The 14,733-nt window shown below is 66.1% G+C and carries 14 protein-coding genes; 4 read left to right on the forward strand and 10 right to left on the reverse strand.

What is annotated here, in order from left to right; all coding sequences use genetic code 11:
• Positions 1 to 26: 26 nt before the first annotated feature.
• The 3 genes from ML401_RS06960 (at position 27) to ML401_RS06970 (ending at position 3,581) form a co-directional block, all read left to right on the forward strand.
• Entirely contained in the window at positions 27 to 1,082 is a 1,056-nt protein-coding gene (locus ML401_RS06960) for an anti-sigma factor domain-containing protein (protein ID WP_285810970.1), read from the forward strand.
• 204 nt (positions 1,083 to 1,286) lie between these two features.
• The gene (locus tag ML401_RS06965; protein ID WP_194406297.1) at positions 1,287 to 2,246 is read left to right on the forward strand and encodes an AraC family transcriptional regulator; all 960 of its coding nucleotides are present in this window, start codon (positions 1,287 to 1,289) and stop codon (positions 2,244 to 2,246) included.
• Positions 2,247 to 2,363: 117 nt separating this feature from the next.
• On the forward strand, positions 2,364 to 3,581 hold the full coding sequence (locus ML401_RS06970) for an NAD(P)/FAD-dependent oxidoreductase (protein ID WP_285810973.1): 1,218 nt from the start codon (positions 2,364 to 2,366) through the stop codon (positions 3,579 to 3,581).
• A gap of 1,155 nt (positions 3,582 to 4,736) precedes the next feature.
• Here the strand turns inward: ML401_RS06970 and ML401_RS06975 are convergent.
• From ML401_RS06975 to ML401_RS07010, 8 genes are all read right to left on the reverse strand, one after another.
• A complete protein-coding gene (locus tag ML401_RS06975) occupies positions 4,737 to 4,940 on the reverse strand; it encodes a hypothetical protein (protein ID WP_106951440.1) in 204 nt (67 codons plus the stop codon).
• A gap of 294 nt (positions 4,941 to 5,234) precedes the next feature.
• Positions 5,235 to 7,376 (reverse strand): flagellar biosynthesis protein FlhA, encoded by a 2,142-nt coding sequence (gene flhA / locus ML401_RS06980; RefSeq protein WP_285810975.1) that lies wholly within the window; start codon positions 7,374 to 7,376, stop codon positions 5,235 to 5,237.
• Between the two features lie 346 nt (positions 7,377 to 7,722).
• Positions 7,723 to 8,040 (reverse strand): copper-binding protein, encoded by a 318-nt coding sequence (locus ML401_RS06985; protein WP_211419703.1) that lies wholly within the window; start codon positions 8,038 to 8,040, stop codon positions 7,723 to 7,725.
• A gap of 15 nt (positions 8,041 to 8,055) precedes the next feature.
• Complete coding sequence (locus ML401_RS06990) at positions 8,056 to 8,508, reverse strand: cupredoxin family protein (protein WP_285810977.1); 453 nt, start codon at positions 8,506 to 8,508, stop codon at positions 8,056 to 8,058.
• Between the two features lie 32 nt (positions 8,509 to 8,540).
• Entirely contained in the window at positions 8,541 to 9,875 is a 1,335-nt protein-coding gene (locus tag ML401_RS06995; protein WP_285810980.1) for a multicopper oxidase family protein, read from the reverse strand.
• A 13-nt stretch (positions 9,876 to 9,888) separates the two neighbouring features.
• Entirely contained in the window at positions 9,889 to 11,316 is a 1,428-nt protein-coding gene (locus ML401_RS07000; RefSeq protein ID WP_211419700.1) for a TolC family protein, read from the reverse strand.
• 9 nt (positions 11,317 to 11,325) lie between these two features.
• A complete protein-coding gene (locus tag ML401_RS07005; protein ID WP_285810982.1) occupies positions 11,326 to 11,610 on the reverse strand; it encodes a hypothetical protein in 285 nt (94 codons plus the stop codon).
• A 75-nt stretch (positions 11,611 to 11,685) separates the two neighbouring features.
• On the reverse strand, positions 11,686 to 12,099 hold the full coding sequence (locus ML401_RS07010; RefSeq protein WP_249132355.1) for a hypothetical protein: 414 nt from the start codon (positions 12,097 to 12,099) through the stop codon (positions 11,686 to 11,688).
• Between the two features lie 175 nt (positions 12,100 to 12,274).
• Between ML401_RS07010 and ML401_RS07015 the strand changes: the two genes are divergently transcribed.
• Positions 12,275 to 13,540, forward strand: a complete 1,266-nt coding sequence (locus ML401_RS07015; protein WP_212068782.1) for an MFS transporter — start codon at positions 12,275 to 12,277, stop codon at positions 13,538 to 13,540.
• Here ML401_RS07015 and ML401_RS07020 read toward each other — a convergent pair.
• Together ML401_RS07020 and ML401_RS07025 are read right to left on the reverse strand one after the other, a co-directional pair.
• Positions 13,537 to 13,944 carry a DUF4864 domain-containing protein gene (locus tag ML401_RS07020; protein ID WP_285810987.1) on the reverse strand — a complete coding sequence of 136 codons (408 nt, stop codon included), beginning with the start codon at positions 13,942 to 13,944 and terminating at the stop codon, positions 13,537 to 13,539. The genes ML401_RS07015 and ML401_RS07020 overlap by 4 nt on opposite strands.
• A 66-nt stretch (positions 13,945 to 14,010) precedes the next feature.
• On the reverse strand, positions 14,011 to 14,664 hold the full coding sequence (locus tag ML401_RS07025; RefSeq protein WP_285812637.1) for a TetR/AcrR family transcriptional regulator: 654 nt from the start codon (positions 14,662 to 14,664) through the stop codon (positions 14,011 to 14,013).
• Positions 14,665 to 14,733: the final 69 nt, after the last annotated feature.

Consider the following 14,733-nt stretch of genomic DNA (forward strand, 5'->3'; position numbering starts at 1 on the left):
GTGAGGGTGGTTCTGGACTGCATGTGATGGCCTATTCGGAGGACCATATCGCGCTCGCCGCGGAATATGCGCTCGGCACGCTCGACGCCGACGAGCGCGCGCAGGTCGAGACCATGATGGCGGTGGACGAGGCGTTCGCCGCGATCGTGCAGGCGTGGTCCTATCGGCTCGGCGTCCTCAACCAGATGGTCGGCTCGGTCGAGCCGCGTCCGATCGTATGGGAGAACATCAGGTCCGAGATCGCGCGCACGGCGCCGGCGCAGCAGTCGCCGGCGCTTGCGGAGACTTCGCCGCCGCCTCCGCCTGCACTGGAGCTGCCCGCTTCGGAGAGGGCGGAGCCTGCGATCGAGGCCGCGCAGACCCCGGCGGAGCCGCCTGCCGAAGCCGGGCCGCCGGAAATTCCGCGCCCCGAATCCGACGCGCTTCCCGACGTCGCGCCGCAATTCATTCCGCAAGTCCATGCGCCGGATCTCGCATTGGTCCGCGCGCCGCAGGCGCCGGTCGTCGACGATGGCAACGTGATCCGCCTCGAGGGTCGCGTAAAGCGCTGGCGCTCCATCGCATCCGTCGCCGGCGCCCTCGCCGCGGCGTTGCTCGTCACGCTGTCGCTTCAGATCTTCCTGCCCGATGCGCTGCCGGGCGCCTTGCGTCCCGCGCCGCGCATCCAGACCGTGGAAGTGAAGACGCCGGGCGCGCCGCTCACCGCGTCGGCGCAATATGTCGCGCTATTGCAGGGCCAGGCCGGCGGCCCCGCCTTCATTCTCACCGTCGACGGTGCGACCAAGAACTTCACGGTGCGCAAGGTCGGCGCGACGCCGGAGCCCGGCAAGAGCTTCGAGCTCTGGCTGATCTCCGACAAGCTGCCGCGCCCGCGCTCGCTCGGCGTGATCGGCTCCAGCGATTTCACCGCGCGTCCGCTGCTCGCCGCCTATGATGCCGAGGTCGTCAACGGCGCGACCTACGCCGTCACCGTCGAGCAATCAGGCGGCTCGCCCGACGGCCGGCCGACCTCCGCCCCGGTGTTCTCGGGCAAGCTGATCGAGACCGTGCCGCCGTCGCAGCCGCAGGCCCCCGCGAAGTAGTAGGTGCCGTAGCCCGGATGGAGCCTACGGGGCGACAAGCGACCAGGTTCGTCCTGTCGCCACGGTCCATCCCGCCGTCGTATCCCGACAACTCCCCCCGAAACCGTCCCTGATTTGAACCTCACGGCAATTTGCGGCGTCAAATCCCCGGAAATTGCAGTCGGCGCCGCCGATCGCGGAGCCGAAAGAGGGGCTGGAAATCAGATGGATGCAGCGAAAACGCCCGGCATCTTCGTTCACCACTACACCGGCCTGCCGCACGGCCCGGCGTTCGAGCATTGGCGCGAGCGGGCCTTCGGCGCCTGCGGCCTCGATATCGGGCCGAGCCAGGGCGACAGCATCGATTGCCGGCTTCAGGTCAGCGTGGTCGACAACATTACGCTCGCCATTCCGGAAGGCGCCTCCGCGCAATATTCCCGCACCCAGAGCCACCTCGCCGACGGCAGCGACGACCTCGTCCTGATCGCCGCCCATGCGGGCCTCGTCCGCGTCGGGCAGAACGGCCACACCGTGGAGCTTGCGCCCGCCCAGATGGTGCTCGTCGACATGAGCATCACTGGCACCGTCGGCCACACCATTGAGGACCGCTTCACCACCATCCGCATGCCGCGCCGTGCGCTGCTCGAGATCAATCCGCGTGCCGAGGACAAGCTCTCTCAGCTGCTCGTCGACGGCGCGGTCGCCGAGACCATCTTTCGCTACCACGCGCTCGCCGCCAATCACGCGCCGCATCTCGACGCGGTGGGCCAGCGTCTCACCGCGCAGCACATGGTCGATCTCGTCGGCCTCCTGCTCGGCACCGATGCCGAGCATGCAAGCCTCGCTCGCGGCCGCGGACATGCGGCGGCGCGCCTCGACCTCATGCGCGCCGACGTGATGGCCGCGCTCGGCCGCAACGATCTCTGCCTGTCCGAGATAGCGACACGCTCGGGCCTCAGCCCGCGCCAGGCGCAGCGCCTGTTCGAGCAGGCCGGCACCACCTTCACCGAATTCGTGCTGGAGCAGCGCCTCCTGCAGGCGCGCAAGCTGCTCGGTGATCCCCGCGCCCGGGCGCGCAAGATCAGCGACATCGCGCATTCCTCGGGCTTCGCCGATCTCTCCTATTTCAATCGCGCCTTCCGCAAGCGCTTTGGCGCGACGCCGTCGGAATTGCGCGAGGCGTGAGCTCGCGACTTTGTGCAGCGGCGCGGCGGTGGTGCAGTTGGTCGATGCGGGCTAGTGAGCTATATTCGCCCGCGCGGGCGGACCGCGGGATTGCTTTGGAAAGTGTAGTAGGCGGACATGGCGCGTATCGTCGTGCTCGGCGCCGGCTTTGCAGGCCTGTGGGCAGCCATCGGCGCCGCGCGCAAGCGCGACGAGATCGGCGCGAACGGCGTCATCGAGATCCATCTCGTCGACCGCAACCCCTATCACAACATCCGCGTCCGCAACTATGAAGCCGATCTCGATGAGGTCGCGCTGCCGCTGGCGCAACTGCTCGATCCGATCGGTATCAGCCACGGTATCGGCGAGGTCGAGGCTATCGACCCGGCCCGGCGAAAAATCTCGCTGGTCACGGCCGGCGGCGAGGAGATGCTGCACTACGACCGCCTCGTGCTGGCGCTCGGCAGTGAGGTGATGCGTCCCGACATTCCCGGTCTTGCCGAGCACGCCTTCGACGTCGACACCTATGCCGCGGCGCTCCGCCTCGACGATCATCTCGTTTCGCTCGGCCGCAGCGCGCCCTCGCCGGGGCGTTCGACGGTGGTGGTGGTCGGCGCCGGCTTCACCGGCATCGAGGTTGCGGCTGAGATGCCCGCGAGGCTCGCGCGTGCCGGCATCAGGGGCAGCCGCCGCATCATCCTGGTCGATCCCAATCCAGCGGTCGGCGCCACCATTGGAGTGCATGCGCAACCCGTCATCGAGACGGCCTTGGCCGCGCTGGAGGTCGAGACGCGGCTCGGGGTGCGCGTGGTGTCGGTCGAGGCCGCGGGCATGCACCTGAGCTCGGGCGAGTTCATTCCGGCGCAAACCGTGATCTGGTGCGCCGGAATGCGTGCGAGCCCCCTGGCGGCGAGCTTTCCGGAGGCGCGCGATCACCTCGGGCGTCTCCTCGTCGATCCGTTCATGCGGGTCGCGGATGTCGGCGGCGTGTTCGCGGCCGGCGATGTCGCATCGAGCGTGGTCGACGGGTTGCATCCGACCGTGATGTCCTGCCAGTTCGCGCGGCCCATGGGCCGCTTCGCCGGTCACAACGTGGTCGCCGATCTCGCCGGCTTGCCGATGCTGCCGCTGCGGATCGACTGGTACGTCACCGTGCTCGATCTCGGCGGCTGGGGGGCGCTCTATACCGAAGGCTGGGATCGCGAGGTGCGCGCCACCGGCGCGGCCGCGAAGGCGACCAAGCACATCATCAACCGCAAGCGCATCTATCCGCCGCTCACCGGGAGCAGGGAAGAGCTGTTTGCGGCGGCCGCGCCGATCGTGCAGGCACCGCCGCCGAGCTATGGCGCGCGGTAGTCTCGCTGCTCCCCTACCAGCCCTTGCGTTGCCCGACGGGCAAAACACGCGAGCCCTAGGTCAACGCACGCCGCGAAAAATATTCCACTTTACCGAAATTCGGAAAGCGCGTATCCATCGCGGCAACCCGGCCCAAGGACAAGGGGCGTATCGCGATCGTCACGAACGCGGGCCGGGCGGCGGTGGGCGCCGATGATACCGGCGCGAAGGGCTTTTGCAGGGCGGGCAACCGTGAGCAGAGCCGTCGCGCACACGACCGGTGCCATCAGCGTACGGCAAAATCGTGTGGTCCTGACGCCCGCAGTCTGGCGTCAAGTCTTGTGGTGATGTGCGGGCCCGACCGGGCCACACATCAGCCATCCGCAAGGCGACGGGGCAATAGTGCAACGCTCCCGAGGAGAGCGCGACATAAGCCGTTCCAACCACTGCGCAGGGAAGGCCGGGATGTCTCCGGTTGCCCTGTTCTCCGCTATGCGCAGCACACGCAGTCTGCTTTTGGCATGGCGGTCCACGGGAGCCAACCGGCTCCCGGCCTTCCCTGCGCCCTTGTTCATTCGAGGGCAAGGCAACGAAGCAAAAGCTCGGGCGAGATGAGCCGCGAGAATGCAAAAGTGTGCCTGCGAGCAATGTGTTTTCAAGCCAAATGCAAGTTGGAAAATGCGCTGCTGCGCCTTGCTCCGTCATTGCGAGGAGCCCTTGTCACGAAGCAATCCAGACTGCCGCTGCGGAGAGATTCTGGATTGCTTCCGCCTTCGCCAAGAGGCTCTAGCGGACAAGTCGCTGCGCTCGCCATGACGATGTCGAACCAGGTGGGCCCACACTCCCCGCTCTCGTGCTCCGGACGCAGCGCAGCGTCCCTTCGACGGTGCGCTGCAGAGCTGGGGCCCATGTGGCAGCGAACCATGCAGCTTCCTAGGTCCTGGCTCTGCGCAGCAACGCGAACAGCGTTGCAGCGCGTCCGGGACACGAGAGGGACGCTCACAATGATGGGTTAAGAGGCGCAACTGAATGGATCGCTACCCCAGACATGAGAAAGCGCCCGTGGGGGGCGGGCGCTTTCTGTAGTCGACTTGGGGTTGGGGTCGTCTACATATCCACGTGGCGACTTTGGGGGGCTGGTAAAGAGCCGCGTGAATTCAAAAAACTCGTGTCTCCTCAGCGAACGAGCGAGGTGTTCGCGCTGGTGATGGTGACCGGCTTGCCGGCCTTCATGACGCGGGCGGTCTGGGTGAGGCCTTCGTCCGAACTCGTCGTGCGCGCAGTGATGCCAAGGCCCGCAACCGCGATACCGGCAACAAGGGCAACGACCACGATTTTCAAATGGGTCGAGCGATCTGCGCTGTAAATCGAGTGGTTCATGGAAGGCTCCTGCCGCCATCTACCCGAAGTAGTCGCCTGCGTCGTTGGGCAGGTTCATGCTTCCGGTGCCCAACAACCTAGTATTGGGGGGATTCGTTCCCAAGTGGCCATCACAAGAGCGTGACAGGACGTGAAAGATCGCGATCAAGAAAACCCCTTGATCGTAAATTTCGGCAATTATTTCAAAGCTGTAATGTGCTGGTCGGGCGCCTTGTCTGCGTTTGGTCCACAAGGCGCCTGGAACTCAAAAACCATTTGCCTGTGGCCGAAAAACACACGGCTTCTTAAGGCAAATCAGACGCTTCCGACCGTTTTCAACCTCGCCCTGGGGTGGATTTCGGCCTGCGACAGCACCGTGGTCTGGGCCCGGAACCGCTCCACCAGGGACCGGACGAACGGGCGAATTGCAGCGGAGGTGACCAGCACCGGCGCCTCGCCCTCGCGCGCGGCGCGCTCGAAGGCTTCGCGCACGGCGGTCATGAATTCCGACAGTTTCGAGGGCTGCATCGCAAGGCTGCGCTCCTCGCCCTGGCCGATGATGGATTCGGCGAAGGCCTGCTCCCATTTCGCCGACAGCGCGATCAGCGGCAGGTAGCCGGCATAGGAGGTGTTTTGCGCGCAGATCTGGCGAGCGAGGCGGGCGCGGACGTGCTCGACCATGGTCGCGGGATTGCGCGAGAAGGCCAGCGAGTCGGCGATGCCTTCGAGGATGGTCGAGAGGTCGCGGATCGAGATGCGCTCGGCGAGCAAGAGCTGCAGCACGCGCTGGATGCCGGAGACCGTGACCTGGCCGGGCACGATGTCCTTGACCAGCTCGCTCTGCTCCTTCGGCAGCTCCTTGAGCAGCTTTTGCACCTCGCCATAGGACAACAGGTCCGACATGTTGGCCTTGAGCAGCTCGGTGAGATGGGTCGAGAGCACGGTCGCGGCGTCGACCACGGTGTAGCCCTTGAGCGAGGCCTCCTCCTTGAGGCTGGCATCGACCCAGGTCGCGGGCAGGCCGAAGGTCGGCTCGGTGGTGTGGATGCCGGGCACCTGCACCTGGCTGCCGCCGGGGTCCATGACCATGAACTGGTTCGGCCAGATCTTGCCGGTGCCGGCGTCGACCTCCTTGATCTTGATGATGTAGGTGTTGGCCTCGAGCTGGACGTTGTCGAGGATACGCACCGCCGGCATCACGAAGCCCATCTCGATCGCGAGCGAGCGGCGCAGCGCCTTGATCTGCTCGGTGAGGCGGTCGGTGCCGTCGGGACCGTTGACCAGCGGCAGCAGCGCATAGCCGAGCTCGATCTTGAGGTCGTCGATCTTGAGCGCGGCGGAGATCGGCTCCTCGGTCGCGGCAGCGCCGGGTGCGCCGGGCTGGCCGGCCGCAGGCGCGGCCTTGGCGGCTTCTTCGGCCTTGGCGGTGACGCGGTTGCGGTTGCGGGCGTTCCAGGCCAGCGCGCCGGCGCCGGTGCCGAGCGCCAGGAACGGGAGGGTCGGAATGCCCGGCAACGCCGCCAGCACCAGCATCACCGCGGAGGACATCGCGAGCGCCTGCGGATAGCCGGAGAACTGCTTCATCAGCGCCTTGTCGGCAGCGCCCGAGACGCCGGCCTTGGAGACGAGCAGGCCGGCCGCGGTCGAGACGATCAGCGCCGGCACCTGGGTGACGAGGCCGTCACCCACCGTGAGCAGCGTGTAGCTGCGCCCCGCGTCGGCGAACGACATGCCCTGCTGCGCTACCCCGATGATCATGCCGCCGACGACGTTGATGAAGACGATCAGAAGGCCGGCGATGGCATCGCCCCGGACGAATTTGGAGGCACCGTCCATGGCGCCGAAGAAGCCGCTCTCGTCCTCCAGCTCCTTGCGGCGGTGCTTGGCGACGTTCTCATCGATCAGTCCGGCGGACAGGTCGGCGTCGATCGCCATCTGCTTGCCGGGCATGGCGTCGAGGTGGAAGCGGGCGGCGACTTCGGCGATACGGCCCGAACCCTTGGTGATGACGACGAAATTGACGATGATCAGGATGGCGAAGACGATGATGCCGATGACGAAATTGCCGCCCATCACGAAGCTGCCGAAGGCCTCGATGACGTGACCGGCGGCCGCCGTGCCCTCGTGCCCGTGCGACAGGATCAGGCGGGTCGAAGCCATGTTGAGCGACAGCCGCAGCATGGTCGAGATCAGCAGCACGGTTGGGAAGGCCGAGAATTCCAGTGGCGTCTGGATGAACAGCGACGTCATCAGGATCAGGATCGAGAGCGTGATCGAGATCGCCAGGAACAGGTCCAGCACGATCGCGGGCAGCGGCAGGATCAGCACCACCAGGATGGTGAGAATGCCGAGCGCCAGCGCGATATCGCCGCGCCTGAGGATGGTGACGATCTCGTTGAGGGAGGGGATGCCAGGTCTTGCGGTGCCTACGCCCTGTCCCGCGGTGACGTCGACCATGGTAGCTGCCTCCCCGCGCGACTGCCGTCCGCGCGCCCCAAACGTCTGCGCGGCGGCCGATGGGCCGCCGTTTCGAAAGTGAGGCACCGCACTGGCGTCCACGGGGTTCCTCCCGTTCTACGCGGCCGACGACACTCGACTTCACTCGGCAATTCTTGCCGGGTGTATGGTTAGCAAAGGGTTAACGGAGGGGCGGAAGAGGAGCGGACCGGGCCGATTTAGCCCGTCATTCCGGGGCGGCTCGCAGAGCCGAACCCGGAATCCATCGGGCGGCGGAGTTGGTCGATGAATGGATTCCGGGCTCGCGCCAAGCGGCGCGCCCCGGAATGACAATGGGAGGAGGGCCCTATTTCGCCCTCTCCATCTTGGTCACCGTATACCCCGACGCCGCCTCCTCGGCCTCGAAGGTCACCTTGTCGCCGACCTTGACCTGCTTGAGCATGGCGGGGTCCTTGACGCGATAGACCATGGTCATGGGGTCATCCATGCCGAGGCTCTTGGCCGGTCCGTGCTTGAGGGTGATCTTGCCGGCGCCCTCGTCGATCTTCTTGACCTCGCCGCTGATCGCAGCAGCCCCGGCCGCGAGGGCCGTGGTGGTAACGGCTGCGGTGCTCACGCCCAGCGTCAGCGCCAGCGCGGCGGTGATATTGATGATGCGGGTCATGGGAGCTCCTTGTCGTTACTTGACGGTGACGTGGCCAACCATGCCGTTGTCGCGGTGGTCGGGAATGAGGCACGAATATTCGAACGTCCCGGGCTTGCTGAATTTCCAGAGGACCTCCGCCGTCTTGCTCGGGGCGAGGCGCACGCCGTTGGGATCGTCGTGCTCCATGTGCGGATGCTTCTTCATCTCCACCGCATGCGCGAGATTCTCATTGGTGGTGGCGAGCAGGAATTCGTGGTCCTCCTTGCCGACATTGCGCAGCACGAAGCGGATCTGCTCGCCTCGCTTGACCTCGATCCGGGCGGGTGCGTAGTCCATCTCGTTGAGCAGGATCTCGATGGTGCGCGCGGGCTTGTTGGGATCGCCGGGCTCGCCGGCCGAAAAAGTCGCATGAGTGTGCTTGTCGTGCGCGAGGGCCGGCGCAGCGGACAGCGCGAGCAGCGCGAGGCCAAGTTTGATCGTCTTCATCGTCATCTCCAGTTGGTGGTTCATCGAAACGCTCACATCTTGTGTTTCATCGGCGGGCCGTCCGGCCGCTGCCGTGCCGGCTCCGCGGCCGGTGCCGCGACCTCGTAGGCGACGGTGCCTTGCGGGAATTTGTACGGGCCGGGATCGCGGTAATCGTTGCGCGCAAGGTCCTCGCGGATCTTCATCACCGTGAACATGCCGCCCATCTCGATCGGGCCGAACTGGCCGGTGCCCGTCATCATCGGCAGCGTGTTGTCGGGTGCGGGCATCTCCATGTTGCCCATCGCCATGCCGGTCGAGCCCATCGCCATGCCGTCGGGCGCAAGCTTGCCGACGGCCTTGGCGAGATCCTTGCGCGACACGCCGATCAGGTTGCGCACGTCGTGCCCCATCGCGTTCATGGTGTGGTGCGACTTGTGGCAGTGGAACGCCCAGTCGCCGGGATTGTCGGCGAGCACGTCGAACACCCTGACGGCACCGACCGGCACGTCGGTCGTCGTCTCCGGATATTGCGCGCTCTCCGGCACCCAGCCGCCGTCGGTGCATGTCACCGCGAAGCTGTGGCCGTGCAGATGGATCGGATGGTTGGTCATGCTGAGATTGCCGATGCGCACGCGCACTTTGTCTCCGAGCCGCACGGCCAGGGAATCGATGCCGGGAAACACCCGCGCATTCCAGGTCCACATGTTGAAGTCGGTCATCTCGTTGACATGCGGCAGATAAGTGCCGGGGTCGACGCGATAGGTGCTCATCACGAAGACGAAGTCGCGGTCGACGGGCCGGAAATTCGGGTCGCGCGGATGCACGACGACCATGCCCATCATGCCCATCGCCATCTGCACCATCTCGTCGGAATGCGGGTGGTACATGAAAGTCCCGCTCTTCCTCATCTCGAACTCGTAGACGAAGGTTTTGCCGGGATCGATGTGCGGCTGGTTCAAGCCGCCGACGCCGTCCATGCCGCTCGGGATGATCATTCCGTGCCAGTGCACGGTGGTGTATTCGGGCAAGCGATTGGTCACGAAGATGCGGACTTTGTCGCCTTCGACCGCCTCGATCGTCGGGCCCGGCGACTGGCCGTTATAGCCCCACAGATTGACCTTCATGCCTTCGGCGAATTCGCGCACCACGGGCTCGGCGACGAGATGGAATTCCTTCCAGTCGCCGTTCATGCGGAACGGCAGCGACCAGCCGTTCAGCGTGACGACGGGCCGATAGTCGGGCCCGCTGATCGGGTGCAGCGGCGGCTGCATCACCACCTTGTCCATGGTTGGGGCTTCCGGAATCGACGCGGCCTGCACGCGGCCTTGAACCGCGGATGCGCCGACCAGCGCGGCGGTCCCCAAAAATCCTCGGCGGGAAAACATCCTGGTCTCCATCTCAGTGGCCGCCGCCATCGGCAGGTGCTGCCGCGGCGATGGTGGTTGGATTGTCGCCGCCGGCGGCCGGCGCCCCGCCGCCGTTGACGGCGGTCTGCAAGTCGGCTTGGGCGAGGAAGAATCGTTGCCTGGCGTCGATCGCACCGCGCAGCGACGCCAGGCGCTGCCGCGCCTCGGTGAGCAGCGCGAAGATGTCGACCTGCATGCTGGAGAAGCGCAGCTGCATCTCCTCGGTGATGATCTTGCGCAAGGGGATGATCTCGCGCTGGTAGTGGCCGGCGATGTCGTAGGTCGAGCGATAGACGCGATAGGCATCGCGCGCCTCGGAGCGCACGTTGACGGCGCGCTCGGTGAGGCGGTTGAAGGCGAGATTGTAGGTTTCCGCCGCCTGCCGCACCCGCACCTCGCCGCCGTCGAAGATCGGGATCTGGAATTGGACGTCGAAGCCGCGCTCGCGGAATGGCGCTCCTTCCGGGTCCTGGGTGCGGCGGGAGATGCCGGCGAGATCGAGCAGGGTGACGAAACGCGTTGCCTCGGTGAGGTTCAGCGCTTTCGCCAGCGCGTTCAGCTCGAGCCGCGCGATCTGCAGGTCGACGCGATGGCCGACCGCGTCGGCTTCGATTCCAGGCAGGGCCTGCGGCCGGCGCGGCAGCGGCGGCAATTGGTTGGGCAGACGGAAGTCGAGGCCGCCGTCCCACAGCCCCATCAGGCGCGCCAGCCTTTCGCGTGCGCTCGCCGCCGTCTGTCGCGCGGTGGCGAGGTCGGCGGTGGTCTCGGCGTAGAACACCTGCTCGCGGGCCTGGTCCAGCTTGTTGAGGGAGCCGGTCTCGCCGAGCTTGACGGCGAGCTGTGCGGTCGATTCCGCCGTCGCCTTCGCGTCCGTCAGCAGCGCCACCATCTCGTTGCCTGAGACGGCGCGTACATAGGTGCGGCGGACGTCGGCGGCGAGGCGCAGCGTCGCCAAAGCGGCGCGCAATTGGGCCTGGCGGAAGCGTTCGCGGGCAATGTCGGAGCGGAACGGCAGGGTGGCGAGCGCGAGGATGTCACCGACCACCTGGCGCTCGATCTCGCTGGCGCCATTGCCCGTGATGCGCGAGATCGAAAACACCGGGTTGGGCGGCAGGCTCTGCTCGACCAGATCAGTCTCCGCCAAGGCAAGCTCGTTATAGGCCGCCTGCAGCCCCTTGTTGTTGAGCAGCGCGATCTGCACGGCACTGTCGACGCTCAGCGTGCGCGCCAGCAATTGGTGTACGCGCGCGTCGACCGCGCCGGCGCCCTCCGCCGTTCGCACGAAGGCGACGTCCTTGTTGATGGTCTGGCTCGTCAGCTCGGAGACTGCGTTCATCCCGCTGTCGGGCGAGAAGGCGGCGCAGCCGGAGACGCTGAACGCGGTGAGGACGAGCAGGCCTCGCGCAAGATGGCGTGTCATGGCGCGCTCCTACTTGTCTTGCTTCGGCTGCGGCGTCACCGCGTCGTTGCGGCCGCGCCACGGGGCCGGCGCCGCAGGCCGCAGGCCGGTGTAGGGCGAGATGGTCGACCGATAGCCGACAGGCGCGACCTTCGCCGCGGGATCAGCGGGATCGGCGGCCGCGACCTGCGTGGTCGCCGGCATGCAGCCGGACAGCGCCAGCGCGGTTGCGGCCAGCAGCGGCCAATGGAATCGAAAGTGTCGTCCACGCACAGCAGATGATGCGGCGGACTCCGCCCCGGAAAGCGTAAGCATGATTTATCCCTGATCTGAAAGACCACAGGTCCGCGCGCGCAAACGCGCGCAACGGCCCGAAATCGACGCGTCAGATCAGGCGATGGGAGGGCGGTAGTGCAGGGGCGGCACCGCGCTGTGCAGGCTGGCCACGATCTCGGGCGCGCAGGCGGAGACGGGCAGAAGCGGCTTGGCGACGCTGGGAAGATCGGCCGGCAACGCGCTCACGCACATCATCGCGCAGCAGGGCCCGACGGCTCCCTTGCCGCCGTGATGATGCGAAGCAGGTGCATCCTGCGCGGCGGTCTGCTGCTGGGCGTGTGCATGGTCGTGAATCGCGCCGCCATGCGCGTGAGCCGCCGCCATCTGGTGATGCACCGGCATGGCATCCGCCAGCAAGGATTCATCAAGACACGGCGCCGGGCCGCTGCCCCAGGCAAGGCTTGCCGCCGGCGCGAGCACGCAGAACAGATAGGCGAGGGCGATGATCCGCCCCACCCTGATCCGCATCGATCGTGTCAATCGCAGCAACATTCGGCCGACAAAGTGTTCCGCGCGGCAATGTTGCACACGCTGATTGCAAACTAATGGCAAAAGACGCGCTCGCCAAGAGCTTATTACCGCAGTGCACCGCGCATGCCCAATATCGCGCCACGATGCTTGACCATGCGACATTCTGAGGGTCATGGTCCGCCCCGTGCACGCACCAAATCATTCAGGCCAAACACCTGCGTCCTTCACCCCTGACTCCCGTCAGGCCTGGGTGCGTCTCGTCCTTGCGCTTGTGATCGGCTCGATCGGTGCCGTCGGCATGTGGGCGGTCGTGGTCGTGATTCCCGTGGTGCAGGCCGAATTCGGTGCCACGCGCGGCGCGGTGTCGCTGGCCTTCACGCTGATGATGTTCGGCTTCGGGCTCGGCGGCGTGATCGCCGGCAAGATCACCGATAGGTTCGGCATCGTGCTCGCGATGGCGATCAGCATCGCCTTTCTCGGCATCGCCAATGTGCTCGCAGGCTTGTCGACCCAGCTCTGGCAGTTCGTCGCCGCCTATTTCCTGATCGGCCTCGGCACGTCCGCGACCTTCGCGCCGCTGATGGCGGAAGCCTCGCACTGGTTCGAGCGCTATCGCGGCCTTGCCGTGACCATCGTCGCCAGCGGCAATTATGTCGCCGGGACGATGTGGCCGCCGATCGTGAGCTGGGGGACGGAAACGATCGGCTGGCGCTACACCCATATCGGCATCGGCATCGTCTGCGCCAGCACGATGGCGCTGCTGGTCCTTGTCCTGCGCGCGCAGATGGGCGACGACCATATCCGAGATCACGCCAATGCGCCGCCGCCCCGCGTCGATCTCAAGCTTTCGACCAACACGCTGACGGTGCTGCTCTCGATCGCCAGCATCTCCTGCTGCGTCGCCATGGCAATGCCGCAGGTGCATATCGTCGCCTATTGCGGCGATCTCGGCTACGGCGTGGCGCGCGGCGCCGAGATGCTGTCCTTGATGATGGCTTGCGGCATCATCAGCCGGATCGGCTCCGGCTATCTCGCCGACAAGATCGGCGGCATCCGCACGCTGCTGGTCGGATCGCTGGCGCAGGGCTTTGCGCTGGTGTTCTATCTGTTCTTCGACAGCCTTACCTCGCTCTATCTCATCTCCGCGATGTTCGGCCTGTTCCAGGGCGGCATCGTGCCGAGCTACGCCATCATCGTGCGCGAGGCGATGCCGGCGAGCGAGGCGGCGACGCGCGTCGGCATCGTGATCTTCGCCTCCGTGTTCGGCATGTCCTTCGGCGGCTGGGTGTCGGGCGTGATCTTCGATGCCACCGGCTCGTATGCCGCGGCGTTCACCAACGGCGTGGCCTGGAACGCGCTGAACATCGCCATCGTCGTGCTGCTCTTGATCCGCTCACGGATGGGCTCGGTCAGAACCGGCCCGGGTTTCGCGACCTAGACCGCCTGTCCCGCCTTCAGCAGCGAACAGCCGGTGATCTTGTAGCTGCCGTCCGGCTGTTGCTCGAGCGTGTACAGCGCGATCCAGGCTTCGCCATTGGCGTCGATGATATGAACGCGCTGCGCGATCCAGCCGCCCTCGATCTTGCTCTCGCCGAACTCGAAGCTCTTGTGCCGGTAGATCGGCGCGTAGCCGCTTCGCACCATCGACATGAAGACGTCGGGCGCGGAGAAAATCTCCTTGATCGCCGGTGCGGCATGGGAATAGGCCGCGGCCGCATCGTCACGCGCAAGAGCCTGCTCCTGGGCACGGATGACGCCCTGTGCAGCGGCGACATCGTCGGCGAGGGCTGCGGTGCAGCCGAAGACAAGGCTGATGGCGACGAGCAAGGCGGCAATGCGCATGACAGGCTCCGCGTTGAAATCCCGGTGATGCTGATCCTAGCATGACCTCAGGGAAATACGGCGGCGCTATCGCTTGGGTTTCACCGCGGGTTTGGCGGGCCTGGCGGCGCGCGCCTTGCTGAGCCCTGTCCTGGCCTTGCCCGCCGGCTGCACCCGCAGGCCGTCGACGAACACGTCGAGGAGCCGCAGTGCGGTTGACTGCCAGCCCGGCTGGTCGTGGATGTAGCACATGCCGAAGAACGCGCGCAGCAGGTCCTCGGGACCGATGTCGGCGCGCAACTCGCCGGCCGAAACTGCGCGGTCGAGCAGCGAGCCGGTCGCCTTGGTCAGGCGATCGAACGAGAAGGCGTGCAGCTCGGACCCGCTTTGCACCGCAAGCGCCAGGGCTGCCACCATCCCCTTTTTGGTGGCGACGAATTCGACACCTGAGCGCAGCCAGCGGCGAAGCGCGTCGACCGGGTCCTTGGCGGTTCGCAAATGTTCGGCAAGCTCGCTGAGCTGTTCGACCTCGCGCCGGTACACCGCCTCGAACAGATCCTCGCGCGTCGGAAAATGCCGATAGAGCGTGCCGATGCCGACGCCGGCGCGCTTGGCGACGGCTTCCAGGCTGGCCTCCGGGCCGCCGGCATTGAACACGTGCTTGGCCGCCTCTAACACGCGCTCGCGATTGCGCACGGCGTCGGCACGGGGCTTTCGAATGGGGTCGGCGTGGTCGTCCATGCGGCCAATGTAGATCACGAATTGGTTAGATTGAACCCTTGTCGGACCCCCGCAGGGCTGCATCGCGTT

It is taken from the genome of Bradyrhizobium sp. 62B, from assembly GCF_030272265.2.
GTDB lineage: Bacteria > Pseudomonadota > Alphaproteobacteria > Rhizobiales > Xanthobacteraceae > Bradyrhizobium.